Below are 25,810 nucleotides of genomic sequence, written 5' to 3'. Positions count from 1 at the left end.
GGTCGTCGGCAACCGTTCCTCCCGTGGCGTCAGGACGGTCACGCGGGCACGTACGGCCGTCGCGGACGGGCGGCGGGGAACCTGGGACGGCCCGGGCACCCCGGTGCATCACGTGCTCCGGGTGGCCGCGGCCTACGCGTGGCGGCTGATCGTGGTCGGCGTGGTCGGCTACACGGTCTTCGCCCTGCTGGGCAAGCTGCAGCTGGTCGCCGTGGCCCTGTTCCTCGCGCTCGTCGTGACGGCCGTCCTGCGTCCCCTCGCCGATCTGCTGGCGCGGCGCCTGCCGAGGACCTTGGCGGTGATCGTCAGCATCCTCGGAAGCCTCGTGCTGGTGCTCGGCGTGATGGCGCTGGTCGGCGGGGTCGTGGCGAGCGAGTCCGGCGACCTGGGCCACGAGTTCGCCGGGGGACTGGGCCGGATCGAACGATGGCTGGAGGGCTCACCCTTCCATCTGAGTCACGCGGTGCTGTCGAACCTCCAGGGCAAGGTGGCCACGTTCGTCTCCGAGCACCGGTCCGTGGTGATCAGCAGCGCCCTCAGCGGCGCCGGCCGCGCGGTGGAGTTCGTCACCGGCCTGGTGCTGGGGCTGTTCTGCTCGCTCTTCTTCATCCGTTCCGGTGACAAATACTGGTGCTGGTTCAAGGAGTTGATGCCGGAGGGCGTGCGGGACCCGTGGGACCGCGGCGGCCGGGCGGCCTGGCGGACGTTCGCCGGCTACACCCGCGGCATCATCATCGTGGCGGCTACCAACGCCATCCTCGTCGGCATCGCCCTCACCCTCCTGGGCGTACCGCTGGCGCTGCCGCTCACCCTGCTCGAGTTCTTCGCCGCGTTCATCCCCCTGGTGGGGTCGCCCGTCGCGCTCGGCGTGGCCACGGTCGTCGCGCTGGCCACCAAGGGGCCGGTCGTCGCGATCATCGTGCTCGGCCTGATCGTCGTCATCGGGCAGATCGAGGGTCACGTGCTGCACCCGCTGGTCATGAGCTGGGCCGTCCGGCTGCATCCCGTGGTGGTGGCCGTGTCCGTCATCGCGGGGAGCATCCTGGCCGGTGTCACCGGCGCCGTCGTGGCGGTGCCGATGGTGTCGGTCGCCTGGTCCGTGATCACGGAACTGCGGTCACGCCCCGAACCGGAACCGCCGGGGCGCCCACCGCGGTGACGTCGTGCCCCTGGATTCCCCAGGGCAGGAAGCTCCCGTCCCTCGCGGGGCAGGAAGCTCCCTTCCCCCTCGAGGTCGGGAGGCTCCCTGGATCCCCGGGTCAGGAGGCCTCGACGGCCGCCTTGATCCGCTTGCCGAAGGCGTCCGCGTCCTTACGGGCCGCACTCAGCGCGAGGCCCACCAGGAGCTTGCCGATGCCATGCCCCTCCAGGACGTTGAAGATCCGTACACGGGTGGTCCCGGCGCCGGTTGACTCGAAGTCGTAGCCGCCCTCGACCGCCATGACGCTGTTCTTCGAGATCTCCGCCCAGCGGATCCTGCGGGACGGCTCGAACTCGGTGATCCGGAACTGCCGGCCCGTCTTCATGCCGGCGTCCTTGACCGTGCTGGTGAAGACGGTGCCCACGGCCGTCGGGCCGTCCGGAGTCTTCGTGATGGCCTGCACCCTCGGGCTGAATTGCGGGTCGTTCGTACCGGCGGCGAGGTAGGCGAAGACCTCCTCGACGGGGCGGTTGATCTCGGTTGTCGCCTCGAACTGACCGGACACGGTTCCTCCTGTGCTGCGATCACGGACCGCCCGCTGAGGGCGCGCGGGAGTCTTCGCCGCGCCCGGTCAGCCTAGGGGCCGGAAGCCCGGCAGGCGCGGCGCACGAGCTTGTTCAGTGGTCGAAAACGTCGGTCAGGCGCACGGTGTAGCCGTCCTCCTCCATCAGGACGACGGTGACGCCGAACGGATTGGGATGGTCCAGCTCCATCGGGGTGAACGCGTACTCCACGGCGGCCCTGACCGGCGGCGGCAGCTCACCGTCCGGTCGCGGCGCGGGGGCCTGCTCCCAGTCGAGGGCGGGCGCGGGGTCCTCCGTGTCCGCGGAGCCGGCGGACGGGGACTCCTCGTACGGGAACTGGTGCAGCACATGCCCGTCCGGGGTGGCGCGGACCATGTTCAGACAGGGGGCGGGGTCGGCGACGGGCAGCTCGCAGGCCGTGGCGACCTCCCGGGTCTCCCAGGCCAGGACGACCTCGTCCGCGCCGGCCGCCGCGGCGATGTTCGACAGTGCCGCGATGCCGGTGAGCGCGTCGGCCCCGGGCTCGGTCGGGCGCACCCAGACGAGCCCGACCAGTTCGCCCCGCACGAGCGGCATGATGACCGGCCGGGGCACCGCACCCTCGCGCACTCCCTTGACGTAGGCGCTCTTCATCGAGCCGACCAGCGTGTCCCACGTTCGCGTGTCCACGGAAGCCCCTTTACCGCTGTTGTCTTCGATCACCGCCGACCCTGTCACGGCGTCCGTCCCCGTGTCAGGCGGACGTCCAACGGGCCACCCCTGGGCCGACCTCGGGGACACGGCCTAGGCTCGATGAAATGGCGCGCGTGGAAATCCTTCAGCTGCTGGTCTCGGCCGTACACCGGTTCGAGGGCCGTCCGGGCGACGGAGTGCCCCCGCTGCCCGAGGCGGACCTGGTGACGACCGTCCAGGTGCGTGCCGGACTCGGGATCGTCGGCGACCGCTACTTCAACCGTCCGGCCCATCGCAACGCGTCGATCACCCTCATGGCGGCCGAGCGCTTTCCGCCGAGCGCGGAGCCGGGGCGGGCCATGGAGGCGGACCTCCGGCTGACCCGGCGCAACGTCCTGCTCCGAGGAGTGGACATCGACTCCTGCGTCGGCGCGACGATCTCCCTGGACTGCGGCACCGGGCCCGTGGTCCTCGCCGTACGCAGCGCGGCCAGGCCCTGCGCCTGGATGGACGCCACCCTCGGTCCCGGCGCGCGGCGGGCGCTGCGCGACGGCGGGGGAATCCGCTGCCGCCCGCTGACCGACGGCACGCTCACGGTCGGCCCCGCCGAGTTCACGGTGCTGGAGCCGGCACCCGCGAAGGACTGACCCCCCGGCGTCCGGGCGCCCGGTGACGGTCTCGAAGACTTGCCCGACCTGCACTTTCAACCTGTCGGTTGACTAAGCCGTCGACCGGTCGTACGGTTATTCAACCGACTGGTTGATTACGTGAGGTGAGAGGTGCCGGACGACCGGCTGTCCCGGGTGTTCTCGGCCCTGGCCGACCCGACGCGGCGCGACATCGTGGCCAGGCTGGCCACGGGGGACGCCACGGTCAACGAACTGGCCGAGCCGTACGACGTGACGGTGCAGGCCGTGTCCAAGCACATCAGAGTGCTGGAGGACGCCGGCCTGGTGAGCCGCAGCAGGGACGCCCAGCGCCGGCCCTGCCACCTCGAAGGCGAGGTCTTCGACCTGATGACGCAGTGGATCGAACGCTACAGACGCGAGGCGGAGGACCGTTTCCGCCGGCTCGACACCGTCCTCGAACAGATGGCGGACCAGCCGGGGGACGGCACCCCGGGGAAGAAGGCGGCATCGTGAGCACCGCACAGCGCGGCGACCGGCGCGAGACCCGGATCGAGGCCGACCCGGCGCTGCCCACCATCCTCATCACCCGGGAGTTCGACGCTCCTCCGGAGCGCGTGTTCAGGGCGCACACCGACCCCGATCTCGTCGTGCGGTGGCTCGGCCCGCGCCGGATGACCATGCGGATCGACGTGTACGAGGCGCGCACCGGTGGCTCGTACCGCTATGTGCACCGCGAGGCCGACGGCACGGAGTACGGCTTCCGCGGGGTGTTCCACGAGGTGCGCCACGACGAGCGCATCGTGCAGACCTTCGCCTACGACGGCTTCCCGGACGGCGTCAGCCTGGAGACCACCCTCTTCGAGGACCTCGGCGGCCGGACCCGGGTCACCACCACCTCGCTCATGGCGTCCGTCGACGCCCGCGACGCGATGATCAGAAGCGGCATGCGGCGCGGTGTGACCGAGGGCCATGAGCGCCTCGACGAACTGCTCGGCGGCAGCCGCAGCGGAAACACCCGATCAGGAACCGACACGGAAGGCTTGAGACCATGACGAGCGCAGCCGACGAGCACCGCACCATCGCCGGGGTCTTCACGGAACGCGTGCGCGGAGTGCGCCCCGAGGCGTGGGACAACCCCGCGCCGGTCGAGGGGTGGGCCGCCCGTGACGTGGTGCGCCACCTGGTCGAGTGGTTCCCCGACTTCCTGAAGGCGGGCGCCGGGGTCGAACTGCCCAAGGGGCCGTCGGTGGACGAGGACCCGGTGAAGGCCTGGACGGTGCACAGCGACGGGGTGCAGGCGCTGCTCGACGACCCGGCCACGGCGGACAGGGTCCTGTCGAACCCGCACATCGGGGAGGTCCCGCTGGACCAGGCGGTCGACCGCTTCTACACGGCCGACGTCTTCATGCACACCTGGGACCTGGCACGGGCCAGCGGCCAGGACGAGCGCCTCGACCCCGCCATGTGCGCCCGGTTGCTCGACGGCATGCTGCCGCTCGACGACGTGCTGCGCCAGAGCGGGCAGTACGGTCCGCGCGTGGAGGTCCCCGAGACCGCCGACGTGCAGACCCGTCTGATCGCCTTCATCGGACGCACCCCCTGAGGAACCCTCCTCCCGGCCGTCCGGCCGCCGTCAACCTGCCTCGGGGGCCGAGGTGTCGCCGCCGGTGACCGGCTGTCCTTCGTCGCCTCGGGCCGCGGCCCGAGGCCCGTCCGGACCGCTTCCGCCGATCGCCGTCAGCTCCGCCGCGAGGGTCCGCAGCCAGGTGTCGACGTCGACCAGCTCAGGCAGGACGGGGGCCGGCGCGGCGGCGGCGAGCTCGTGCGGAAGGGGAGTCGGCTCCGCCCGTACGCCGTCGGGCGGGAAGGCCGCCGCGTCGTCCATCGCCGCGGCCAGCCGCCCCGCCGACTCGTTCGCCCACCGCACCGCCTCGGGCGGGGCCGCACCGTACGCCAGCCGGGGGAGCCAATGGGATCCGACCACCGCGTGGGAGACGCAGTTGAGCGCCAGGTGCCAGTCCGGTCCGCTGTCGGCGGCGTCCCTGCCGCCCTCCGTCCGGTACTGCGCGTAGGCGCCCTCGGCGATACGGAGCCGGTGCCGGGTCACCCGTAGAGCCTCCTCCGCGCCGCCGTGCCGCGGACGCGGACCGTCGGTCGCTCCGGTCGCTCCGGACGGGTCGGGCAGGGGCTCCCCGGGCGCCCGGACCACGGCGGACACGGTCGCCCGCACCAAGGGCCCCGTGGAACGCAGCGCGTCCGCCACACCGCGCCGCACCTCGGCGTGGGCTCCGGCGGGCCAGGCGAGCACGCCGCACACCAGCCCGATCGTGCAGCCCGCCAGGACGTCCAGCAGCCGCGCCTCCGCCAGCCGCCAGTCGGCCGGAGCGAGCTGGCTGAACGCGGCGGCGACGACCAGGGTGAACAGGCCCTGCGCCCAGGCGGGCCCCGCGATGGGTCCCACCGAGAACGCCACGAACATGGCCGGCACCAGCACGGCCGCGTATACCTCGACATGGCCGCCGGCCTCGAAGATCAGCACCCCGGCGGCCAGCGCGCCCACCAGCGTGCCGACCGCCGCCGAGCGCACCGTGGACCAGGTCGCTCCCGCGGTCGTGCGCCCCAGCGTCAGCACGGCCAGCAGCACCCAGAAACCGTGGGAGAGGTCCAGCGCCCCGGCCACGAGCCGGGCCGCGCCGAGACCCAGGGCCGTGCGCACGGCGTTCTGGAACAGGACCGAGCGCAGCGTGAGGTTGCCGGTCAGACGCAGCACCCGGAGCCGCAGCGCGGAAGGCCCCGCGTACCAGAACTGCTCGGGCGGCAGTCCCGCAGAGTCGCGGCGCCCGCCGATCGCCACGGCCACCGCCGCCTGGGCCGTCAGGGCCGAGGACGCCGCGACCAGCAGGCCGGAGCGGAATTCCAGCAGCCGCCGCGAGGCCCTGGTGTCGGTGCCGAGCCCGGTATTCGACGGGCGTGCGCGGACGGCGACGAACTCGGCGATCATCTCCTCCAGGGACTCGGGTGCCGGGACGGCGCGTGCGCCCCGCAGGGCGCCCGCGGTCCCGGTGCAGCCGTCGGCGACGCAGCGCAGCAACTCCTCGGAGGGCGGATCGGCGGCCGTCGCGGAGTCCGGCCGCTCGGCCATCCGGGCGAGCTGGTCCAGTACCCGCCGTGTCGCGGATCCCGCCTGCGCCAGTGCGCGATCGGTGCGGCCGGCCCCCGTGGGGCGGGAGGCCGGTGGCGCCTGTGACAGCCGCAGCCTCAGCCCCGCCTCGCGCAGGTGCCGCGCCCGCTCGGGAGCGTGCCGGTGCCCCTGGGCGAACGCGAGCGCCGCCGCGGCCGCGAGATCCAGGGCGGCGGCGATGCGGGAGCGGTACGGCTGGACGGGTGGGGCCGGCAGGAGCAGCAGCTCGCACAGGACCAGCAGGACGACACCGGCCAGCAGGCCGCCGAGACGCTGCGGCAGGGTGTCCGGTTCGTACGGCGGGAAGCACGCCAGCACGTAGAAGAGGAGCAGCCCCGGGACCGCGCCCGCCGCGGCCGGTCCGTACGCGGAGGCGAAGGAGATGGCGAAGCCGATCACCAGCATCCCCGCGACGGCGGAGGCGGTCGTCACGGCGAGCGCGGTGCCGAGGGCCGTCAGCGCCACGGCCACCGGCAGCGCGAACAGGATGGTCCGTGCCCGGTCCCGGCCGCCGCCGGGGATCGGGGAGAGGACGCCCAGCGCGATGGGTGCGAAGAGGGCGTAGATGGCGACGACCGGTCGGTCCAGTAGGTAGAGCGCCGAGTAGAAGCCCGCGGCGGAGGCGACCGTGACCCGCGCGGCCTGCCGCGCGGCCCGTACGCGACCGGGGGAGAGGGGCCGCTTCGGCATGGACGATCCTTCCCCGGCGCCTCCCCGGGTCCGTCCCCGCCGTACGCCCATTGTCGACCGGGACGGGATCGGGGGCATGGGCAGAGCGGTCGCCCCGGGCCCGTTCCGCACGGTGTACGGGACGCGGCCCGGCCCGCCCGCCGTCAGCGTCGTCGGCGTACTCCCGTGACGCGGAGTGATCGACCGCGTGCCGTCCTCGCCGCCGGACGTGGGTGAGAAGTTCTCCGCGGTCGCGGTTCAGGGGGCGACGAAGGGCGGGGCTACGGGGGCCGTACGGCACGTCCGCCCGACCCTCCGCCCGAGCCCCCGGCAGGCTCCGTCCCGCCGGCCGGCCGACACCCTCCCACGGGATGGTTCCGCCATGCCCTCCGCTCGCTCCGGAGACCGCAGAATTCACAACAGTGCTGCTCCGTAAGGAAGTTGGACCGATCGGCGGCAGGTGGAGGTCAGTTGGACGCCGGGGCCGCGACACGGTCCGCAAGCGCCTCGTCACCCGGCGGGTGAGAGCCTGCCGTCTGATCAGGGGTTTCTCTACCCAGGAGGCGGGCGACCGCATAACATCCGGACGGGAAGTCATCCAGAAGGCATGTCGGGGCCACCTGCCGGGACCCGGGACGGCCCCTGACTGTCCGTCACATCCTCACCTGCTCAACCGTTCAGGCCCGCACGAAGGAACCATCAGTGAGCGAATCCGGATCCTCCGGAAGAGTCCAGCCGGCTCACGCCGGCGATCCCTCCCGAATAGGTCCGTACCGGATCGTCGGTCGTCTCGGTGCCGGAGGCATGGGTACCGTCCATGCCGGAGTAGCCTCCGACGGAACGCGTGTGGCGGTGAAGGTGATTCACCCCTCGCAGGTCCAAGACCCGCATTTCAGGGCACGTTTCCGGCGCGAAGTGGACATGTCCTCCCGTGTCGCGGGCCCGTACCTGGTTCCCCTGCTCTCCGCCGACACGAACGCCGCGAATCCCTGGCTCGCCACCGAGTACGTCGCCGGACCGACGCTGAACCAGCAGGTGCTCACCGAGGGACGGGTCACCGGACCCGGCCTGTACGCCTTCGCGGCCGCCACGGCGCAGGCGTTGGCCGCCGTCCACGAGGCGGGCGTCGTGCACCGCGACGTGAAACCGCAGAACGTCATCCTCACGCCCTCGGGACCCCGCGTCCTGGACTTCGGCATCGCCCACGCCCATGACGACACCCGGGCCACCCTCCCCGGAGCCATGACGGGCACCCCGGGCTGGATCAGCCCCGAGCAGTACCGGACGGGAGACGCGGGGCCCGAGAGCGACGTGTTCGCCTGGGGCGCGCTCGTGGCGTACGCGGCCACCGGAAAGTCCCCCTTCGGGACGGGCGCGTCCGACGCGGTCGCCTTCCGCGTGACGTCGGGCGAACCCGACCTGAACGGTGTCCCCATGCCCCTGCGCGACATCGTGCGAAGGGCACTGGCCAAGGAACCGGGAGACCGGCCCCCGGCGGCGGACGCGGCCGAGGAGTGCTTCGAACTCCTGGCCGCGCAGCTCATCCAGGCGATGCGCGCCGACACGCTGTTCACGCGGGCGGAGGACATGATCACCGCGGTGTGGGACATGCCCCCGGTGGACGATCCGGCGTGGCCGCGGCCCGCGAGACGCGGACGGAAACCGTGGGCCGGCATGCTCGTCGCCGCGGCGGCGGTCATCGGCGCCGTCGCGGGCGGAGTGGTGGCCCTGATGCCCGGCAAGCCGGAGGGCGGACGCCACGGAACCTCCGACACCTCCTCCGTTCCCGCCTCCAGCCGTCCCGTCGCCTCCACCCCCGCCTCCTCCGCTCCGGTCACCTCCCCGGCCGCGATACCCCGGCCGTCCGCGACGAGCGCGAACGCGAACACGAAGGCGAGCACGTCGGAGCGGCCTGCCGACGGACCCCCGGCGAGTGCGGAGAGCTGGGCCGAGGCGCGGCCGGCCCGGGGCGAGGGCGAACACGACGTGGCCCGGGCCGTCCTGCGTGACCAAGGGGTTCTCGTCCAGCGACTCGGCGACGCCATCGACCTCGCCCCGGGCGGCGTGAGGTTCCACGCCTCGCGCGGGGAGGTCTACCTCTCGTACCGGCTCACCTCCGACGAACCGGGAACGATGTACGCGGAGACGGAGGTCGCCGGTCTGATGTGCCGGACGCTCCGGGACGTCGTCCTGGGGCTGCACCCGGATCTGCCGTACCACGCCTTCGTCACGGTGAAGGAAACGGCAGGCCGTGACCCGCTGGTGACCTGGGACGACGACTTCCTCACCGACGCGCGATGCACGTCCGCCGACGACGACGACCTGAGCCGCGCCGGGATCGGTCCGGCCTGGCAGCCGGACGAACAGGGCCTCGCCCAGGCCATGATCCCCAGTACCGAAGGCGCCGAGATCAGGGTCGCGGACCGCGCCACCCGCAGGATCATCGAGCGGACCAACGGGATGCGCGCGCAGCTCGGCACGGATCGCCCGCTCGGCAACGCGGAGCTCAAGATGGGCTTCGACCCTGGACACTCGGCCCTGTACGTGTGGTCGGACTACGGGCTGTGGAACCAGCGGCAGGCCACGGTCTGGGCCGACATGGCGGCGGGCGAGGCGTGCCGGGCCCTGGTGCGGCAGCGGGCCGCCGCCGGCGGCGCGTGGCCGTACTCCCGTTACGCCGTGGCGGAGCGGGACGACTCCGGCTATCTGATGATCCGTTGGGGGACGGCGGCAACCACGGCCGACTGCCCCGCCTGACCCGGGCCGGCCGAGTCGCCCGAGCGGGCCCGGGGTTGACCCTCGACATGGTCGAGGGCACAGGGTTCCGGGTGTGGAGAGCGAGATGCGCAGCATTGGCGAGATGGCCCGGGACAGCGGACTGAGTGTCAGCGCGCTGCGGTTCTACGACCGTGGAGGTGTGCTGGTCCCGGCCTGGGTGGACCCGGTGAGCGGCTACCGCTGGTACGGACCGGAGCAACTGGAGGAGGCGCGGCTGCTGGCCCGTCTGCGCCGGGCCGCCATGCCGCTGGCGGACATCCGACTGGTGCTCGCCGGCTGGTCCGGCGCGGACACCGATCTGGTGCGCAAGCTCCTTCAGGCACATCTGCGCCGCCTCGAGGCGGGTCTGTCCGACGCGCGCGACGAGTTCTCCACGCTCCGAGCACTACTCGACAGCAGGGAGAAGCCCATGACATCGCCCCGTACCGCCACCGCCCGACTGTCCGTCCCCGCGCCGGAACTCGCCGACGCCCTCGACGCGGTCCGTTTCGCCGCCGGCCGGGACCCGGAACTGCCCATGCTCGCCGGTGTCCTGTTCGACATCGAGGGCGGGACACTCGACGTCGTGGCCACGGACCGGTACCGGATGGCCGTCGCGCGGGCGGCCACCACCGGGCACACCGGCACCCGTGTGCAGGTCGTCGTCCCGAGCCCGCTCGTGGACGCGATGCGTGCCCTGCTCGGCGGCGAGGAGCCGGTCCGGCTCGCCGTCGACGGCGACCGCGTGACGCTGGAGAGCGGGGACGGACAGACGGCCGGCCGCTGCCTCGACCACGACTTCCCCGACTATCGCCGTCTCGTCCGCGCGCCGGACGGCCACCGGGCCCTGGTCGACGCCGGCACCTTCCGGGAAGCCGTGGAGACCGGTCCCGTCGTCGCGAGCGAGGCGCGCGGGCCGGGCGACACGGCCGCCGACCTCACCCTGCTCAAGGTGACGGGCGACGGAACGGTGACCATCGGCGACGACCGGTGGAGCGATCAGAACCAGGTCGCCGTCAACCGTGAATACCTGCTGCACGCGCTCGCCGCCGGGGCCCGCGACGAACTGACCCTGGAGATCGGTGCCCCCACCACACCCATCGCCGTCCGGCGTCCCGACGACGAGCACACGTTCTCCATGCTGATGCCGGTCCGCCTGGAGGACTGAGCGGACCCGTGCGTCACGGCCCGTGCCACCGGCACGACACGTCGCTCCGTGCCCCGATCGGACCGGAAGGGTGTTACTCACTTTCGGGTGACATGTGAAGGACCTGTGCTGACGCTCGGCATGCCCCGAAACGCCCTAGATGTTGTGCACGTAAGGGAGTTGAGGATGACGGTCCATCATTTTTCAGCTTTCCGTAGTTAAAGGCCATATACAGACGCCTGTAACTGATATGTCCGTAATCTGTAACAGGCGCCTGGTGTCGCCCGTCCTGGGCGGGGATGTGCAGCAAGTTATGAGTCCTCGGCCACCGGGCCGGGACTCGCACAGGGTCGCACCGTGCGGGTTCCCCGTAAGGGGTGCCCGCACGGGGTGTGCCGGCTCTCGAACCTTGAGGAGCTTTCATGTCCCTTTCCACCTCTGTCACTGCTCGCCGCGTGGCGGCCGCGGCCATCGCGGCCGGCGCTCTGGTCGGCTCGGCGTCCGTGTCGGCCTCGGCCGCACCGCACGCCGACCGCACGCTCGTCGCCATCAGCAGGGTGCAGAGCGACGCGCCGGGCTTTGACGACCGCTCCGCCCGTTCCCTGAACGCGGAGTGGGTGGAAATCACCAACTCGGGCCGCCGCGGCATCAACCTGGACGGGTGGACGCTGTCGGACCGTGACGGCAACCGCTACACCTTCGACGACTACCGTCTGGCCGGTCGTTCCACGGTCCGCGTCCACACCGGCTACGGCCGTGACACCAGCCGTGACGTCTACCAGGACCGCCGCCGCGAGGTGTGGGACAACCGGTCCGACACCGCCACGCTGCGCACCGACCGAGGCCGCTTCGTCGACAGCGTCTCGTGGAACCGGCGCTACGACCGCGACGACCGCTGGGGCCACGGTGACCACCGCGGTCACGGTGACCACCGGGGTCACGGCGACGACCGTTGGGGCCACGGTGACCACCGCGGTCACGGTGACCACCGGGGTCACGGCGACCACCGGGGTCACGGCGACAACCGCGGCCACGGCCGTGACGACCACCGTGGCCCCCAGGGCCCGCGCCAGGGTCAGCAGGGCCAGCAGGGTCCCCGTCAGGGCCAGCAGGGCCAGCAGGGCCAGCAGGGTCCCCGTCAGGGTCAGCAGGGTCAGCAGGGCCAGCAGGGTCAGCAGGGTCAGCAGGGCCAGCAGGGTCAGCAGGGTCAGCAGGGTCAGCAGGGTCCCCGCCAGGGCCAGCAGGGTCAGCAGGGCCAGCAGGGAACCCACCACGGTCAGGGTCTGGCGAACCTCCTCGGCCACTGAACCGCTACCGCATGCGCACCCGCTCGGGGTGTACGCGGGTGGCATCCGGTCAGCACGTGGAGATGACCGGCTGTAGTCCCGGGCCCGCCCGGACCCGATGAAGGAGGAACCCGCAGACGGCATCGCCACGGAAGGCCCGCACCGATCGGTGCGGGCCTTCGGTCGTCCCGACCGGTCGCGGCCTTCACAGCACCCGGCGTCTGCGTCCCAGCCAGGTCTGTGCGATGACGACGACGGCCAGGAAGGCGCCGCTGACGACCTGTTGGTAGGCGGAGTCGAGCGAGCCGATCTGGTTGATGACGTTCTGGATGACCTTCAGCAGCAGCACCCCGACGAGCGAGCCGCTGATGAAACCGAACCCGCCGGTGAGCAGGGTGCCGCCGATGACGACCGCGGAGATCGCCTCCAGCTCCATGCCCGAGCCGAGGATCGTGACGCCCGACGCAAGCCATGCCGCGTTGAGCGCCCCGGCGAGTCCCGCGCACAGCCCGGACAGCGTGTAGACGGAGATCTTCGTACGGGCCACGGGGGCGCCCATCAGAGCCGCCGCGTCCTCGTTCCCGCCGACCGCGTACACGTACTGCCCGAAACGGGTGCGCCGCAGGACCACGGCACCGAGCACGAACAGCGCGACGGTGATCCAGACGGGCACGCCGACGCCGAGCAGCGAGTCCTGCCCGATCCTCGCGAAGAACGAGCCCTTCTCCACGAGATACGTCTTCGAGCCCTCGTCGGTGACGGAGAGCAGGATGCCCCGGGCGCCGAGCATCGAGGCCAGCGTGACGATGAACGGCGCGAGGCGCGAACGGGCGATCAGCAGGCCGTTGACGAGGCCGATCAGTCCGCAGACGGCCAGCGGCAGCAGCAGCGCGGCGACCGCCCCGTACTGGGAGGCCCAGGCCGCGAGCACGCCGCCGAGCGCGAACAGCGAGCCCACGGACAGATCGATGCCGCCGGTGATGATGACGAAGGTCATGCCGAGCGCGACCACGGCGAGGAAGGCCGAGGAGAGCGCCATGTTCTCCAGGTTGTCGCCGGTCAGGAAGGTGTCGAAGCTCAGGGACGCCGCGATCATCGCGACGGCCAGCGTGACGAGCGCGCCGTGCTGCTGGGCGAGGGCGCTGAACCGTTCGGAGCGCCCGGCGCCGGCCGGTTCCTCGTCCGCCGTGTCCTTCGCGCGCGCCGGGATGTCCACGTCGGTCGTCATCGCTTTCCTCGTTCCCGTGCCGCGTAGACGGCGAGGACGATCACCACGGCCTGGGCGATCTGGGTCCACGACGGCGGCAGATCGTGCTTGATGAGCGTGGTGGTGAGCAACTGGATGAGGACGGCGCCGGCGACCGTGCCGCCGATCCGGATGCGGCCACCGCTCAGCGGTGTGCCGCCGACCACGACCGCGGTGATGGCGGACAGTTCCATCAGGTTGCCGAGCGAGGACGGGTCGCTCGCGGTGAGGCGGGCGGTGGCCAGGACGCCCGCGACGGCGGCGAGGACGCCCGAGCAGACGTACACGAGGATGAGGACACGGCGCACGGGCAGTCCGGCGAGCCGGGCGGCGGGACGGCTGTCCCCGATCGCGAGGAGACTGCGGCCGAAGGTCGTGCGGCGTACGACGAAGCCGACGAGCAGGGCGAGGGCCGCGGCGATCAGGACGACGTACGGGACGCCCAGGACGTCTCCGGAGCCGAGTTCCGCCATGGCCGGGTCGTGGACGTCCTTGAGCTGGGGGAGGAGCACGAGGGCCAGACCGCGTCCCGCGACCATGAGGGCGAGTGTCGCCACGATCGGCTGGACACCGACGAACGCGATGAGCGAGCCGTTGGCGACACCGACCACGGCACCGCCGACTAGCGCGATGAGGACGGCGATCCCGGGCCCGTAGCCGAGATAGAGGGACAGGAGCGAGGTGGACAGGGCCATCACCGAGCCCACCGCGAGGTCGACGCCCTCGCTGCCGATCGCCAGCGCCATCCCGAGCGCCACGATCAGGACCGGGGCGACCTGGACCGCCTGGGTACGGAAGTTCTCCGTGGACAGGAAGTGCGGGGTGAAGACGGTGTTCACCAGGAAGAGGACCACGACGCCCAGGTAGACGCCGTACTCCTGGAGAAGGGTCATCAGACGGTCGCGGTCGGCGGTCACCCGGCCGAGCGTCAGTTCAGTCATCGTGGCCTCCCGGGCCGGTGCCGTCGGTGGCCGCGGCCGGGACGGTGGGGGCGGCGGGTGCGGTGGCGATGGCGCGCATCAGCCGGTCCTCGGTGACGGCGTCGCCCGTCAACTCCTCCACGACGGCTCCGTCCTTGAGGACGATCACCCGGTCGCTGCCCTCGATCAGTTCCTCGGGATCGGAGGAGATGAGCAGGACGCCCAGCCCGTCGTCGGCCAGTTCGTCGATGAGTTTCTGCACCTCCGCCTTGGCGCCGACGTCGATGCCGCGGGTGGGCTCGTCGAGCAGCAGAACCTTGGGCTGCATGGCGAGCCAGCGGGCCAGCAGCACCTTCTGCTGGTTGCCGCCCGACAGTTCGCCCACCTTCTGCTGGGGGCTCGCCGCCTTGATCCGCAGCCGTTTCATGAACGTCTCCACGATGCGGTCGATGCGGGCCTCGTCGACCAGCCCGAAGCGTGAGAGACCCGGCAGCGCGGCGAGCGCGATGTTCTCGCGCACCGACAGGCCCGGCACGATCCCCTCGGCCTTGCGGTCCTCGGGCAGCAGGCTGATCCCCGCCCGGATCGCGGCGGGCGTGGAGCCCGTGCGTACACGCACGCCCGCCACCTCGACCCGCCCGGAGTCGGTGGGCAGCGCCCCCGCGATGGCCTTGGCCGTCTCGGTGCGCCCCGAACCGAGCAGGCCGCCGAGCCCCACCACCTCACCCGGCCGCACCGAGACGGACACGTCGTGCAGCTGGTGGCGTACCGTCAAGTTCTGTGCCGTCAGGACGGGTTCGGCCTCGGTGTCGTGACCGCCGGCGAACTTGGTCAGGCCCTCCTGCCGTACGTCCGCGATCTCCCGCCCGAGCATCAGCGCCACGAGCCTGAGCCGGTCGAGTTCGGCGATCCGGCCGGTGTGCACGACCTTGCCGTCGCGCAGCACGGTGACCGCGTCGCAGATCTCGTACAGCTCGTCGAGCCGGTGGCTGACGTAGACGACCGCGATGCCCCGCTCGCGCAGCATCCGGATCACCCCGAACAGGGTCCGCACCTCGCGCGGTTCGAGCGAGGAGGTCGGTTCGTCCATGACGACCACTCGGGCGTCGACCGAGACGGCCCGGGCGAGTGCGACCATCTGCTGTGCGCCGACGCCCAGTTCGCGCAGCGGCCGGCGTACGTCGACCCGCAGGCCGAGTTCGGCCAGTGCCGCCTCGGCCTGCCGGTGCATGCTCCGGAAGTCGATCAGGCCGAGCCGGCCGCGGGGTTCACGGCCGAGGAAGAGATTGCGGGCCACGCTCATCAGCGGGACCAGGTTGACCTCTTGGTAGATGGTGGAGATTCCCGCGTGCTGCGCCTGGAGCGGGGTGGCGAAGCGGACCGGGGCTCCGTCGTACGTCACCTCGCCCTCGTCGGGCTGGTAGACGCCGGTGAGGACCTTGATGAGGGTCGACTTGCCGGCGCCGTTCTCGCCGATGAGGGCGTGCACCTCCCCGGCGCGGGCCGTGAAGTCCACGGAGGACAGGGCCTTCACGCCGGGGAAGGTCTTCGACAGGCCGTTCACCGACAACATGTCAGTAGGCCTTGCCCAGGTCGGTCTTGGCGTTGTCCTTGGTGTAGGCGCTGTCCTGGATGACGATGTCCTGGGAGACCTTCTCGCCCTGGGTGAAGGTGTCCAGGGTCTGGAAGGCGAGCGGCCCGAAGCGAGGGTTGGACTCGACGACGCCGTCGATCCAGCCGTCGACGATGCCCTGGACGGCGTTGCGGGTCCCGTCGATCGTCACGATCTTCACGGCGCCGGGCTGCTTGCCCGCCCCCTTCAGGGCGTTGACGGCACCGAGCCCCATCTCGTCGTTCTCGGCGTAGATCCCGGTGATGCCGGGCTTGGACTGGATCAGGTTCTCGGTGACCGACTGGCCCTTCTCCCGGGCGAATTCACCGGTCTGCTTGAAGACGATCTTGAGTCCCGGAGCCTTCTCCTTGATCCTGTCCTCGAAGCCCTTGGTGCGTTCGGTCGTCACGTTGTTGCCGGCCGCGCCGAGCAGGATGGCGATCTCGCCCTTGCCGCCGGTCGACTCGATCATCTGGTCCGCGGCCCGCTTGCCCTGCTCCACGAAGTCGGAGCCGATGAAGCTCACATAGTCCTTGCAGGCGGTGGCGTTGATCTTGCGGTCGATGGTGATGATCGGGATGTGCTTGGCGGACGCCGAGCGCAGCACGGGTTCCCAGCCGTCGGAGTTGAGCGGCGCGATCACGAGGAGGTCGGCGCCCTTGGCGATGAGGTCCTGGACATCGCTGATCTGCTTGGAGAACTGCGACTGGGCGTTGGCCGTCAGCAGTTTCACGCCCCGCTTGTCCGCCTCGGCCTTGATCGACGCCGTCTCGGCGATCCGGAAGGGGTTGGCCTCCTTCTCGGACTGGGAGAAGCCGACGGTGGCCGACTTCAGGTCGATCTTCTTGGCGCCGTAGGCGTCGATGGCGCAGGTCGGTCCCGAGCCCGTGGACGGTGAGGCGACGACCTGGCCCTGGTCGCTCGCCCCGGCGGAGCTCGTGTCCTTGCCTGCGGTGTCGTCCTCGGACTTCGCGCATCCGGAGACGAGCGCGAGGCTCGTGATGAGGCCGGTGGCGAGGAGGGTCCTGGCGGAGGTGCGGTGACGTGGTGCGAGCGGCTTCATGGAGTCCCCAAACGGCACGGCCCCGGCGCTGAGAGCGCTCCCGGGGATGATCGGCTCTTGCGGTCTGCTCGGTGTACTCGTCGTTCCGGGGAGGTTTTTACATCGTTGAAAGAGACCTGTAAACCCCTCCGTCCGAAATCCCGTCAGCGCCGCCCCAGCGTGCTCTCCCGCTCAACCAGCCTGAAATCAGCCGTCAGTTCACGTCCGCCGGGCTCGGTCCTGCCCGACAGGCTGCGCAGCAGGGAGGCCACCGCCATCCGCGCGATGGCCTGCTTGTCCGGCGAGATCGTCGTCAGGGTGACCGCCCCGAACCGGCCCTCCTCGATGTCGTCGAACCCCACCACCGCCACGTCCCACGGCACCCGCAGACCCCGTTCGTGCAGCACGCGCATCGCACCGATCGCGACCAGGTCGTTGTACGCGAACACGGCGTCCGGCCGTACCCCGGAGTCCAGCAGTCTCGCCATCGCCCGCGCGCCCTCGTCGCGGTCCCAGCCGCCGACCGGCACCACGAGCTCGTCGGGTGCCGGCACCCCGGCCTCCGTCAACTCCGCGCGCCAGCCCGCCAGTCGCAGATGCGCGGGCCGGTTGGCCGAATCCGTGCGGGCCCCCAGGTAGGCGATCCGGGAGCGTCCACGGCTCAGCAGATGACGGACCGCGCTGCGCGCGGCCGACACGTTGTCGATCGCGATGTGGTCGTAGGGCAGTTCGTACTGCCGCTCGCCGAGCAGCACGAGGGGCACGTCGTCGGTGCGGGAGCGCAGGTCCTCGTCCTCCAGCTCGAGCGGGCTGAGGATCAGACCGTCGATGACGTTCGCCCGGAACCCCTGGCTCACCAGCACTTCCTGTTCCCGGTCGCCGCGCGTGTGGTCCAGCAGGACGGTGAACTCGTGCTCGGCGGCGGCGTCGATCACGGCTCCCGCCAGCTCGGCGAAGTACGGGTTGCCCAGCTCGGGGACGGCGAGGGCGATGATGCCCGTACGTCCTTTGCGCAGGTGGCGTGCCGTCAGATTGGGCCGGTAGCCCAGTTCGTCGATGGCCTCCTGGACCCGGGCGCGCATGGCCGGGGTGACGTGCGGATAGTTGTTCACGACGTTCGAAACCGTCTTGATCGAGACGCCGGCGTGCTCCGCGACGTCCTTCAGGCTGACCCGCAAGGGATCTCCTCTTCATCGATGTGCGCCTCTGTCACCTGGCCGTTTGTCATGACCCTGGACAGAGGCCGGGACCCGTGCTGTGATGCCCACTCCCGCTACTTCCAACGTTGTACAGACTGAAGCAACGAGCCGCCACCCTTCCTCAGCCAAGGAGGATCCGTGCGCAAAAGCAGACTCCGAACCCACCTGGCACTCCTGTTCGTCGCGGTTCTCGGCCTCGCGGGACTCACCGCGGCCCCCGCCGCCACGGCAGCCGACGACCCCGTCGAAGTCCACGGCCTGAAGGGCGAGTACTACACCCAGTCCGCCCCCGGCGCCTTCGACTTCCACGAGCTCAAAGCCACTGGATTGGACACCAACCTCGACTTCGACAACCTGGAGCCCCGGCTCTCCTTCGCCACCGGACGGTCGGACGACGTCAACGTCCGCTGGACCGGCCGGATCGTCCCCGACAAGACCGGCCCGCACACGTTCTCGATCATCGGGGACAACGGCTTCCGCCTCTGGATCGGCGGACAACTCGCCATCGACCACTGGGTCGACGACTGGGACCGCGAACAGACCTCCCAGCCCGTCGACCTGACCGCCGGGCAGGCCTACGACATCAAGGTCGAGTACTTCGAGCACTTCGGAGGCTCCAACTTCCACCTGCGCTGGACCCCGCCCGGCGGCACCAAGACCGCCGTTCCGCAGTCGGCACTCCGGCTGCCCGACGGATACGCCTACGACGGGGCCATCGCCACGACGGTCCAGGCCGACGGCCGCAGCCTGCGCCTCGACTTCGCGCAGCCGCTCACCGCGCCGCCGGCCGGTCTGACCGACCACGTCGAAGCCGTCATCGGCGGCGCCAAGTGGCCCCTGACCACGGCCCAGTTGGACCCCGCCGACCCCAAGTCCCTGATCGTCGGCCTCAAGGAGCCCGTCGTCGGCAACAAGGCCGGTACGGCCAAGGGCACCGCCGACCTGCGCTACGACGGCAAGGGCGGTCTCTCCGGGACGAACGGCAACGTTGTCAACGCCTTCTGGAGCAGCGGCCCCAACCGCTCCACCCACGAGCTGCGGACGAAGTGGGCCGACGAGGTCGAGGCCGGCAAGGCCAAGACCGAGTACCCCCGGCCCCAGCTCACCCGGTCCGACTGGCGCGACCTCAACGGCTCCTGGCAGTTCGCCGCGGCCAAGACCGGCGAACAGCCCCCGGTCGGCAAGAAGCTCGCCGAGAAGATCCGCGTGCCCTACCCGGTGGAGTCCCAGCTCTCCGGCATCGAACGGCACGAGGACCGCATGTGGTACCGCCGCACCTTCACCGTGCCCGCGGACTGGAAGGTCGGCTCGGGCAAGCGCCTCCAGCTCAACTTCGGCGCGGTCGACTGGCGGGCCGAGGTCTACGTCAACGGCACGAAGGTCGCCGAACACGAGGGCGGCTACGACAAGTTCAGCGCCGACGTCACCGCCGCGCTCAAGCCCGGCCGCACCCAGGAACTGATCGTCGGCGTCTACGACCCGACCGACGCGCAGGGCGGCGAGAACCCGCCCGTCGGCAAGCAGCGCCTGGACCCCAGCGGCATCTGGTACACCCCGTCCTCCGGCATCTGGCAGACGGTGTGGATGGAGCCCGTGGCCGCCGACCACGTCGACTCGCTCAAGCTGACCCCCGACGTCAAGAACAGCCGGCTCACCGTCGAGCCCAAGGGGGTACGGGACGGAGTGCCGGTCACCGCGACCGCGTACGCCGGACACCGCAAGGTCGCCACCGTGAAGGGCCGCACCGGACAGCCCCTCGTCCTGAAGATCACCGACCCGCACCTGTGGTCGCCCGACGACCCCTTCCTCTACGACCTGAAGGTGAGCGTCGGGGCCGACCGGGTCGGCAGCTACTTCGGCATGCGGTCGATCGCCGTGGAACAGGTGAACGGAACCCCGCGCACCGTCCTCAACGGCCAACCCGTCTTCATGATGGCCACCCTCGACCAGGGCTTCTGGCCCGACGGCCTCTACACCGCACCGACGGACGAAGCCCTCGCGTACGAGCTGAAGACGCACAAGGACATGGGCTTCAACGCCGTCCGCAAACACATCAAGGTGGAACCCGACCGCTGGTTCTACTGGGCCGACCGGCTCGGCCTCATGGTCTGGCAGGACATGCCCGCCATGACCGCAGGGGTCAACCCGAGCGCCGCGTCCCGCGCCGAGTACGAGCGCGAGATGAAGCAGATGATCGACGAACACATCAGCAGCCCGTCGGTCGTCATGTGGGTGACCTTCAACGAGGGCTGGGGCCAGTACGACGAGGCCCGCATCGCCGACCAGGCCAAGGCCTGGGACCCGACGCGCCTGATCAACTCCATGTCGGGCATCAACCTCGGCGTGGACGGCGGCACCGGCGACATCATCGACGAACACGGATACCCGAGCCCCGCGCTGCCACCCAACCCCGACGGGAAACGGGCCCTGGTCAGCGGCGAGTACGGCGGTCTCGGACTCGCCGTGCCGGGACACGCCTGGTCCGTGCAGCAGTCGTACGTCGACGTCGACCCCTCGGCGTACACCGACGACTACCTGGCCCGCCTCGCCGAGGTGCACAAGCTCGCCTGCAAGGGCGGCAACGGCGCCGTCTACACCCAGATCTCGGACGTGGAAGGAGAACTGAACGGCCTGATCACCTACGACCGCGCGGTGGTCAAGCCCGACGTGGCCCGGCTCAAGGCCGCCCACGAGGCGCTGATCCACGACGCTTCGCAGGCGACACCGGCCGGCTGCTCCTGACGACGGGGCGCCCGGCGCACGCCTCCCCGCCGCTCCGGGTACGCCTCACACCGGCCCCCTGACAGGCCGTCGGCGCGGTCCGTCCTCCCCCGAAGGGAGGGCGGCCCGCGCCCTGCTGTTCACTGCCCTGCTTCCCACCATCCGGCACGCCGAACACCTGCCACGACCGGCACCACCTCAGGGCCGGCGACGACTCCTCGCGTTTCTCTCGGCGGCACGTCGGGCCGGATCGCGGCGGCCACGACGTTACTGTCGGCGGCATGGACGGTGATCGCCAAGGGTGGCGCCAGTGTTTGCTCAGCGGGGCGGTGTTCGCCGTCTGCATGGCCGGCACCACGCTTCCGACCCCCCTCTACGGCCTCTACCAGGACAAGTTCGACTTCTCCGAGCTGACGGTCACCGTCGTGTACGCCGTCTACGCCTTCGGGGTCATGGGCGTACTGCTGCTCGCGGGCAACGCGTCGGACACGGTGGGCCGGCGCCCGGTGCTCCTGTGGGGCCTCGGCTTCGCGGCGGCGAGCGCCGTCTGCTTCCTGGGCGCCACCGGGCTGGGCTGGCTCTACGTGGGACGGCTGATGTCGGGCCTGTCCGCGGGCCTGTTCACCGGCGCCGCCACCGCCTACGTGATGGAGCTGGCGCCGCCGGGCGGCGCCGCCCGGGCCACCTTCGTCGCGACGGCCGCCAACATGGGCGGACTCGGCTGCGGTCCGCTGATCGCGGGCCTCCTCGCGCAGTACGCCCCGTGGCCGCTGTATCTGCCGTTCGCCGTCCACCTCGCCCTGGTGGCGCTCTCCGCCGCCGTGGTGCTGTGGCTCCCGGAGACCGTGCGCGAACGCCGGCCGCTGAGCGCCGTACGGCCGCAACGGCCCGGACTGCCCCCACAGGTACGGCCGGTGTTCACACCACCCGCGATCGCCGCGTTCGTGGGGTTCGCCCTGTTCGGGGTGTTCACCTCCGTCAGCCCCGCGTTCCTCGCCGAGTCCCTGGACGTGACCAACCACGCGGTGAGCGGACTGGTCGTCGCCCTGGCCTTCTTCGCCTCGACCGCGGGACAGCTCGCCGTCGGCCGGGTCGGCTCGGGACGGTCCCTGCCCCTGGGCTGCGCCGCACTCCTGGCCGGCCTGGCCCTGCTCGCGGGCGCGCTGCGATGGGACCTCATGGTCCTGGTGGTGCTGAGCGCGATCGTCGGCGGAGCCGGTCAGGGCCTGGCGTTCCGCGGCGCACTGACCACCGTCGCCCAGGCGTCGCCCGAACACCAGCGCGCGGCGGTGATCTCCACGTTGTTCGTGGTCGCCTATGCGGGCATCTCGGTGCCGGTGATCGGAGTCGGCCTCTTGGTGGGCCCGATCGGTCTGGAGGGCGCGGGGCTGGTGTTCATCGCGTGCATGGCGGTGCTGGTCTCGGTCGCGGGCGTGTATCTGCTCAGGCGGCCGGTTCCGGTGGCGGAGTCGTAGGTCCCGTCGGGCCGTCCCCGGCGCGCGTGACTCACCTCTGGAGCTTCATGCCCTCGGGTGAGGTGAGGCCCTTGTCGGGGTGGGCGCGGAAGGTCGCCGTCCAGGCGGTGGGCCCGCAGGACGTGCCGTTGGGGTGCTGGTCGGTCAGCCTGGCCCGGGTGCTGTCCTCGACGACGGTGTCACCGCTCTTCGCCGACGTCACGGTGAGCCGCACCGGAAGCGTGGATGCGCCCACGCTGTCCGGGAGTTGGACGGACAGAGAGAGGAACGGGTCGTCGGGGCTGCCCGAAGTGCGTTCCTCGCAGCGGCTGTTAACGCACAGCCGGATCCTCGCCGCGTCCTGGCCCCCGAAGTCGGCGGGCCGCCACACGGCGGAGACTCCCGAGTCCGCGTCGGCCAGGGTGCAGGGCGTGTTCCGGCCGAGGAGAGAGCATCCGGTGAGAGCGGCCGCCAGCATTGGTACGAGAAGGGCGCGGCGGATGTCAGTGCCGTCCGGCGTCATATGTGCTCCGACCAAGGTCCGTTGGAGGACGGACTCTAGTACGGACCGCCGCGGAAGAGCAGGCTGCCGTGGTGACGTGGGCGGTCGCCGCGTTCGTGGGCCGCGTCGAAGCGGTGCTCGGGAGCCGACAGGCCAGCCTGGACGCGGAGGGCCGCCAGGCCGGCCAGCACCTCGTCGCGATGCCCGGCGGACTTCATCCAGGCCGGCAGCCGGGCGAACATCGCCATCGTCGGGGAGGCGCGGCGCTCACGCAGCCGGGCACCCACGAAGGCGGCGAGGGCGTCGACGGGTTCCTCGTCGTAGGCCCACAGAATCCGCCCCGCACAGCGGGTCTGAAGCCAGAGCGGCCGCCGGAAGAAGGGGTCCTCGGTACCGCCGGGCACCGCGCCGACCAGGCCCCGGCCCCGTTCCTCGGCGGTCCAGTCGGCGACGGCGCCGCAGCCGGCGCACACGAGACGGCGGGGCCGGAAGAGCAGATCGCTGAAGTACTTGGGCGATCCGACGCCGGGCAACGGGACGACGAGCGCGCGGCCACCGCACCTCGCGCAGACAACGAGAATCCGCCCGGTGAACCGGACGAGCCACGTGCCGTGATCCCGGTGACGGACCGGATCGGGCTGCACGGGCTCGGAGTTCATGACGAACACCTTGCCAGGCCGGTCCCGTCGTCGGCGACCGGGTTACGCCCGCGATGCCGGCGGCCCGTACCCGTGCTGTCTCCACACCACGCGGACGCGGGTGGACCGGGGTGGCTCCTCAAGGTCCCGGCCGTGGCAGCTGGATCGGCATCGGCGAGCTCAACCGAGACGCGTTCGGTGTGTTCGGCCAGGTCGCGGGCGCCGGCTTGTCGCTTCTCAGACCAATCCGATCCGTCCGGCGTCGACTCCACTCCTCGCAGTCTTGGCTGGCCGAAGCGAGCCGAGCATCCTCGAAATCCGGGCTGCTCCAAGCGAGCGAAGCGGTTGGGCCGGTCCTGCCCCGCCCACACAACCAAGATTCACAATTCCATCACACCGACACCACAAACCACCAGCGACGAGGGATGATGCCTGCCTCAGCACCGCCACCCTGGGGGGACCTTGCACAACACCAGCACACCGCCGCCCATGCCCAGCTTCCCGCCGCCCGTCAAGAAGAACCACACCAACGCGATCGTCGTCGGCTCCGCGGCGGCTGTCATCGCTGCTGTCACCATCACCGGAGTCGCCCTCAGCGGCAGCCGCAGCGAAGCCAAGCCTGCCCCGAGGGTCACCGTCACGGAAACCGTGTCCGCCGACGACACCAGTGACACGTCGACCGCGGACCCCCAGCCGGCCGTGGAAGAGACCAGCAGCGACGACGGCGTCTACGCCCTGAACGACACAGTCGCCTACCAGACAGGCGTGGAAGTCACCCTCTCCACCTTCACCCGCGCGACGTCGAGCCGGGACGCCAGCCCGGAGAACACGCCGTACGTCAAGTTCAATGTGAAGGTCAAGAACGGCGGGGCCAAGAAGCTCGACACCACTCAGCTCACCGTCAACTGCTCTTACGGCAAGGACGGCAAGAGCAGTGAAGCGATCTTCGACGTCGACGCCAACCTCGGAGGAGGCCCCGAAACGCGACTCCTCACTGGCCGGTCCATCAACGTGACCTGGGGCTGTGAGCTCCCCAAGAGTGAGAATCTGATCCAGATCGAAGTCACCCCCGACTACGACTCGGAAATCGCCATCTTCACCGGCACCGTGAAGTAGTCAGACGTCGGCGCCTCACATCTCGACAGCCACCCATCCGCGACCAGGAGATTCGCACGTGACCCAAGCACGACGCCGCGCCCGCCTCGCCCTCACCCTTCTCGGCCTGCTCATCGCTGCAATCGGCCTCATCATCTACATTCCGGCGAGCAGCGACTCCGACGCGGCCGACCAAGCGCGTGTGGATGCGTCGGCCGCCGACTGGGGTGACGTTCTCGGCTACGAAGCCAGTCACGCCGCCAAGGAGCAGCGCTTCGAAGCCGACGCCGACAAGCGGATCGCGGAGGAGGACAAGACGTTCGGCGCGGTGCTGATCGGAATCGGCCTTGCTGTCGGCGCCGGTCGCTGGGCCATCCGGCCCACTGTCGCAGCTCCTCGGGAGCTCAAGGCCGAGGTTCGCAGCCCTGCGCCGGCGGCATCCGTCGCTGATGAACTCGACAAACTCGCTGGACTCCGCGACCGTGGCGAACTCAGCCCGATTGAATTCGAACAGCAGAAGGCGCGTCTCCTTGGGGGATGAGTCGACTTCACACTCCACCCGAATGAAGTTCGGCGCGGGACGACTTCGCCGACGAGACCGGAGAGCATCGCGAGGCCCCGGCTTCTCGAGGCGTGACGGACTGCGGTCCGATCGGGCGACGCGCGCATCAAGGTGATCGACGTGGACCCTTGGCGGCGGAGGGTTCAGGACGTCGTGGTCGAGGGGTACTTGTACGCCAAGGCCGACGCCGTCAACGCGGAGCTCCTGCGGGGAGCCTGAGAGCCGGCTCGGAGCCGGGTCGAGTGAACCTCGTTCCGGACCGTGAATGTCCACGTGGTGCAGGCGAGTTGCAGATTTCACGGGGGCCCCGGCGACTGCTTATGATCTTGGCCATGTCTGTGCAGAACTCGAACTCCGACAGAGCCCTGTCGCGCAAGCAGCGCCTTCAGGAGAAGCAGCGCCGTCAGTTGGCGGTGGTCGACACCGTGGACAAGGCTGAGGCCAAGGTCCGTAAGGCCGAGGTCGAGGTGGCCATGGCCGTCGCCGAGGCGGTGCAGGTGTTCGGCGGCATGCAGGAGGCGTCCGACGGGCTCGACATGCCGATCCAGACGGTCCAGCGCTTCCTCGGTCTGGCCCAGGACGAGGCGGCCGGGGCCGCCAACGTCGTCGAGTCGGCCGGCAATGTCGTCGAGGCGGTCGGCGGAGCCTGACCCTGGTGTCGCGGCGGGCCCTCGCGGGAGAGCGTGGGCCCGTTTTTTTGTTGTAGGGGCCGTGCGAGGCGTATTCGCCTGGCCGGCTTCCCTCGGTCCCGGC

23 protein-coding genes are annotated in these 25,810 nt (G+C 70.8%); 13 read left to right on the top strand and 10 right to left on the bottom strand.

What is annotated here, in order from left to right; genetic code table 11:
• Positions 1-103 precede the first annotated feature (103 nt).
• Positions 104-1,159, top strand: a complete 1,056-nt coding sequence (locus ACFYYF_RS01165) for an AI-2E family transporter (protein WP_388770010.1) — start codon at positions 104-106, stop codon at positions 1,157-1,159.
• A 100-nt stretch (positions 1,160-1,259) separates the two neighbouring features.
• Here ACFYYF_RS01165 and ACFYYF_RS01160 read toward each other — a convergent pair whose 3' ends face one another.
• Both ACFYYF_RS01160 and ACFYYF_RS01155 read right to left on the bottom strand, forming a co-directional pair.
• Positions 1,260-1,706, bottom strand: a complete 447-nt coding sequence (locus tag ACFYYF_RS01160; protein WP_388770008.1) for an SRPBCC family protein — start codon at positions 1,704-1,706, stop codon at positions 1,260-1,262.
• Between the two features lie 112 nt (positions 1,707-1,818).
• Positions 1,819-2,394: a hypothetical protein gene (locus ACFYYF_RS01155; protein ID WP_388770005.1), complete on the bottom strand. Its 576-nt coding sequence runs from the start codon at positions 2,392-2,394 to the stop codon at positions 1,819-1,821.
• Between the two features lie 128 nt (positions 2,395-2,522).
• Between ACFYYF_RS01155 and ACFYYF_RS01150 the strand changes: the two genes are divergently transcribed.
• The 4 genes from ACFYYF_RS01150 to ACFYYF_RS01135 all read left to right on the top strand — a co-directional run bounded on the left by ACFYYF_RS01150 (position 2,523) and on the right by ACFYYF_RS01135 (position 4,629).
• On the top strand, positions 2,523-3,044 hold the full coding sequence (locus ACFYYF_RS01150; RefSeq protein ID WP_388770002.1) for a molybdenum cofactor biosysynthesis protein: 522 nt from the start codon (positions 2,523-2,525) through the stop codon (positions 3,042-3,044).
• A gap of 132 nt (positions 3,045-3,176) precedes the next feature.
• On the top strand, positions 3,177-3,539 hold the full coding sequence (locus ACFYYF_RS01145) for an ArsR/SmtB family transcription factor (protein ID WP_388769999.1): 363 nt from the start codon (positions 3,177-3,179) through the stop codon (positions 3,537-3,539).
• Positions 3,536-4,078 (top strand): SRPBCC family protein, encoded by a 543-nt coding sequence (locus ACFYYF_RS01140; protein WP_388769997.1) that lies wholly within the window; start codon positions 3,536-3,538, stop codon positions 4,076-4,078. Before ACFYYF_RS01145 ends, ACFYYF_RS01140 begins: the two co-directional genes overlap by 4 nt.
• Positions 4,075-4,629, top strand: a complete 555-nt coding sequence (locus tag ACFYYF_RS01135; protein WP_365490452.1) for a TIGR03086 family metal-binding protein — start codon at positions 4,075-4,077, stop codon at positions 4,627-4,629. Before ACFYYF_RS01140 ends, ACFYYF_RS01135 begins: the two co-directional genes overlap by 4 nt.
• 30 nt (positions 4,630-4,659) lie before the next feature.
• Here the strand turns inward: ACFYYF_RS01135 and ACFYYF_RS01130 are convergent, their stop codons facing one another.
• Entirely contained in the window at positions 4,660-6,897 is a 2,238-nt protein-coding gene (locus ACFYYF_RS01130; protein ID WP_388769994.1) for an FUSC family protein, read from the bottom strand.
• A gap of 681 nt (positions 6,898-7,578) precedes the next feature.
• On the opposite strand from ACFYYF_RS01130, the gene ACFYYF_RS01125 reads away from it, so the two are divergent.
• From ACFYYF_RS01125 to ACFYYF_RS01115, 3 genes are all read left to right on the top strand, one after another.
• On the top strand, positions 7,579-9,633 hold the full coding sequence (locus ACFYYF_RS01125) for a protein kinase (RefSeq protein ID WP_388769992.1): 2,055 nt from the start codon (positions 7,579-7,581) through the stop codon (positions 9,631-9,633).
• A gap of 85 nt (positions 9,634-9,718) precedes the next feature.
• Complete coding sequence (locus tag ACFYYF_RS01120; protein WP_388769989.1) at positions 9,719-10,801, top strand: MerR family transcriptional regulator; 1,083 nt, start codon at positions 9,719-9,721, stop codon at positions 10,799-10,801.
• A 401-nt stretch (positions 10,802-11,202) separates the two neighbouring features.
• Positions 11,203-12,087, top strand: a complete 885-nt coding sequence (locus ACFYYF_RS01115; protein WP_388769987.1) for a lamin tail domain-containing protein — start codon at positions 11,203-11,205, stop codon at positions 12,085-12,087.
• A 184-nt stretch (positions 12,088-12,271) separates the two neighbouring features.
• Here the strand turns inward: ACFYYF_RS01115 and ACFYYF_RS01110 are convergent, their stop codons facing one another.
• The 5 genes from ACFYYF_RS01110 to ACFYYF_RS01090 all read right to left on the bottom strand — a co-directional run bounded on the left by ACFYYF_RS01110 (position 12,272) and on the right by ACFYYF_RS01090 (position 18,064).
• Entirely contained in the window at positions 12,272-13,294 is a 1,023-nt protein-coding gene (locus ACFYYF_RS01110; protein WP_388769985.1) for an ABC transporter permease, read from the bottom strand.
• Complete coding sequence (locus ACFYYF_RS01105) at positions 13,291-14,253, bottom strand: ABC transporter permease (RefSeq protein WP_365490470.1); 963 nt, start codon at positions 14,251-14,253, stop codon at positions 13,291-13,293. Before ACFYYF_RS01105 ends, ACFYYF_RS01110 begins: the two co-directional genes overlap by 4 nt.
• A complete protein-coding gene (locus ACFYYF_RS01100) occupies positions 14,246-15,805 on the bottom strand; it encodes a sugar ABC transporter ATP-binding protein (protein WP_388769982.1) in 1,560 nt (519 codons plus the stop codon). The genes ACFYYF_RS01105 and ACFYYF_RS01100 overlap by 8 nt, the downstream gene beginning before the upstream one ends.
• A 1-nt stretch (position 15,806) precedes the next feature.
• Positions 15,807-16,907 (bottom strand): ABC transporter substrate-binding protein, encoded by a 1,101-nt coding sequence (locus tag ACFYYF_RS01095; protein WP_388769980.1) that lies wholly within the window; start codon positions 16,905-16,907, stop codon positions 15,807-15,809.
• 143 nt (positions 16,908-17,050) lie between these two features.
• Positions 17,051-18,064 carry a LacI family DNA-binding transcriptional regulator gene (locus ACFYYF_RS01090; RefSeq protein WP_361685034.1) on the bottom strand — a complete coding sequence of 338 codons (1,014 nt, stop codon included), beginning with the start codon at positions 18,062-18,064 and terminating at the stop codon, positions 17,051-17,053.
• Between the two features lie 159 nt (positions 18,065-18,223).
• On the opposite strand from ACFYYF_RS01090, the gene ACFYYF_RS01085 reads away from it, so the two are divergent.
• Together ACFYYF_RS01085 and ACFYYF_RS01080 are read left to right on the top strand one after the other, a co-directional pair.
• Positions 18,224-20,827 carry a PA14 domain-containing protein gene (locus tag ACFYYF_RS01085; protein ID WP_388769976.1) on the top strand — a complete coding sequence of 868 codons (2,604 nt, stop codon included), beginning with the start codon at positions 18,224-18,226 and terminating at the stop codon, positions 20,825-20,827.
• A 260-nt stretch (positions 20,828-21,087) separates the two neighbouring features.
• Complete coding sequence (locus ACFYYF_RS01080) at positions 21,088-22,281, top strand: MFS transporter (RefSeq protein ID WP_388769973.1); 1,194 nt, start codon at positions 21,088-21,090, stop codon at positions 22,279-22,281.
• 31 nt (positions 22,282-22,312) lie between these two features.
• Here the strand turns inward: ACFYYF_RS01080 and ACFYYF_RS01075 are convergent, their stop codons facing one another.
• Together ACFYYF_RS01075 and ACFYYF_RS01070 are read right to left on the bottom strand one after the other, a co-directional pair.
• On the bottom strand, positions 22,313-22,738 hold the full coding sequence (locus ACFYYF_RS01075) for a hypothetical protein (RefSeq protein WP_388769971.1): 426 nt from the start codon (positions 22,736-22,738) through the stop codon (positions 22,313-22,315).
• A gap of 80 nt (positions 22,739-22,818) precedes the next feature.
• A complete protein-coding gene (locus tag ACFYYF_RS01070) occupies positions 22,819-23,421 on the bottom strand; it encodes a hypothetical protein (protein WP_388769968.1) in 603 nt (200 codons plus the stop codon).
• Between the two features lie 468 nt (positions 23,422-23,889).
• Here ACFYYF_RS01070 and ACFYYF_RS01065 point away from each other — a divergent pair, with 468 nt between their 5' ends.
• The 3 genes from ACFYYF_RS01065 to ACFYYF_RS01055 all read left to right on the top strand — a co-directional run bounded on the left by ACFYYF_RS01065 (position 23,890) and on the right by ACFYYF_RS01055 (position 25,707).
• A complete protein-coding gene (locus ACFYYF_RS01065; RefSeq protein ID WP_388769966.1) occupies positions 23,890-24,516 on the top strand; it encodes a hypothetical protein in 627 nt (208 codons plus the stop codon).
• Between the two features lie 58 nt (positions 24,517-24,574).
• Complete coding sequence (locus ACFYYF_RS01060) at positions 24,575-25,036, top strand: SHOCT domain-containing protein (RefSeq protein ID WP_388769963.1); 462 nt, start codon at positions 24,575-24,577, stop codon at positions 25,034-25,036.
• Positions 25,037-25,389: 353 nt separating this feature from the next.
• A complete protein-coding gene (locus ACFYYF_RS01055) occupies positions 25,390-25,707 on the top strand; it encodes a hypothetical protein (RefSeq protein WP_388769961.1) in 318 nt (105 codons plus the stop codon).
• Positions 25,708-25,810 lie beyond the last annotated feature (103 nt).

It is taken from the genome of Streptomyces sp. NPDC001914, from assembly GCF_042891215.1.
Taxonomy (GTDB): domain Bacteria; phylum Actinomycetota; class Actinomycetes; order Streptomycetales; family Streptomycetaceae; genus Streptomyces.
The sequence above is the reverse complement of the archived record's forward strand: the minus strand, read 5'-3'. Positions and strand labels throughout refer to the sequence as shown.

Bases quoted from the DNA above. Each gene is read 5' to 3' on its own strand.
- ACFYYF_RS01080 (WP_388769973.1), top strand. From the start codon at position 21,088: ATGGACGGTGATCGCCAAGGGTGGCGCCAGTGTTTGCTCAGCGGGGCG.
- ACFYYF_RS01065 (WP_388769966.1), top strand. From the start codon at position 23,890: ATGCCCAGCTTCCCGCCGCCCGTCAAGAAGAACCACACCAACGCGATC.
- ACFYYF_RS01100 (WP_388769982.1), bottom strand. From the start codon at position 15,805: ATGTTGTCGGTGAACGGCCTGTCGAAGACCTTCCCCGGCGTGAAGGCC.
- ACFYYF_RS01135 (WP_365490452.1), top strand. From the start codon at position 4,075: ATGACGAGCGCAGCCGACGAGCACCGCACCATCGCCGGGGTCTTCACG.
- ACFYYF_RS01055 (WP_388769961.1), top strand. From the start codon at position 25,390: ATGTCTGTGCAGAACTCGAACTCCGACAGAGCCCTGTCGCGCAAGCAG.
- ACFYYF_RS01130 (WP_388769994.1), bottom strand. From the start codon at position 6,897: ATGCCGAAGCGGCCCCTCTCCCCCGGTCGCGTACGGGCCGCGCGGCAG.
- ACFYYF_RS01075 (WP_388769971.1), bottom strand. From the start codon at position 22,738: ATGCTGGCGGCCGCTCTCACCGGATGCTCTCTCCTCGGCCGGAACACG.
- ACFYYF_RS01110 (WP_388769985.1), bottom strand. From the start codon at position 13,294: ATGACGACCGACGTGGACATCCCGGCGCGCGCGAAGGACACGGCGGAC.
- ACFYYF_RS01070 (WP_388769968.1), bottom strand. From the start codon at position 23,421: ATGAACTCCGAGCCCGTGCAGCCCGATCCGGTCCGTCACCGGGATCAC.
- ACFYYF_RS01150 (WP_388770002.1), top strand. From the start codon at position 2,523: ATGGCGCGCGTGGAAATCCTTCAGCTGCTGGTCTCGGCCGTACACCGG.
- ACFYYF_RS01120 (WP_388769989.1), top strand. From the start codon at position 9,719: ATGCGCAGCATTGGCGAGATGGCCCGGGACAGCGGACTGAGTGTCAGC.
- ACFYYF_RS01095 (WP_388769980.1), bottom strand. From the start codon at position 16,907: ATGAAGCCGCTCGCACCACGTCACCGCACCTCCGCCAGGACCCTCCTC.
- ACFYYF_RS01115 (WP_388769987.1), top strand. From the start codon at position 11,203: ATGTCCCTTTCCACCTCTGTCACTGCTCGCCGCGTGGCGGCCGCGGCC.
- ACFYYF_RS01105 (WP_365490470.1), bottom strand. From the start codon at position 14,253: ATGACTGAACTGACGCTCGGCCGGGTGACCGCCGACCGCGACCGTCTG.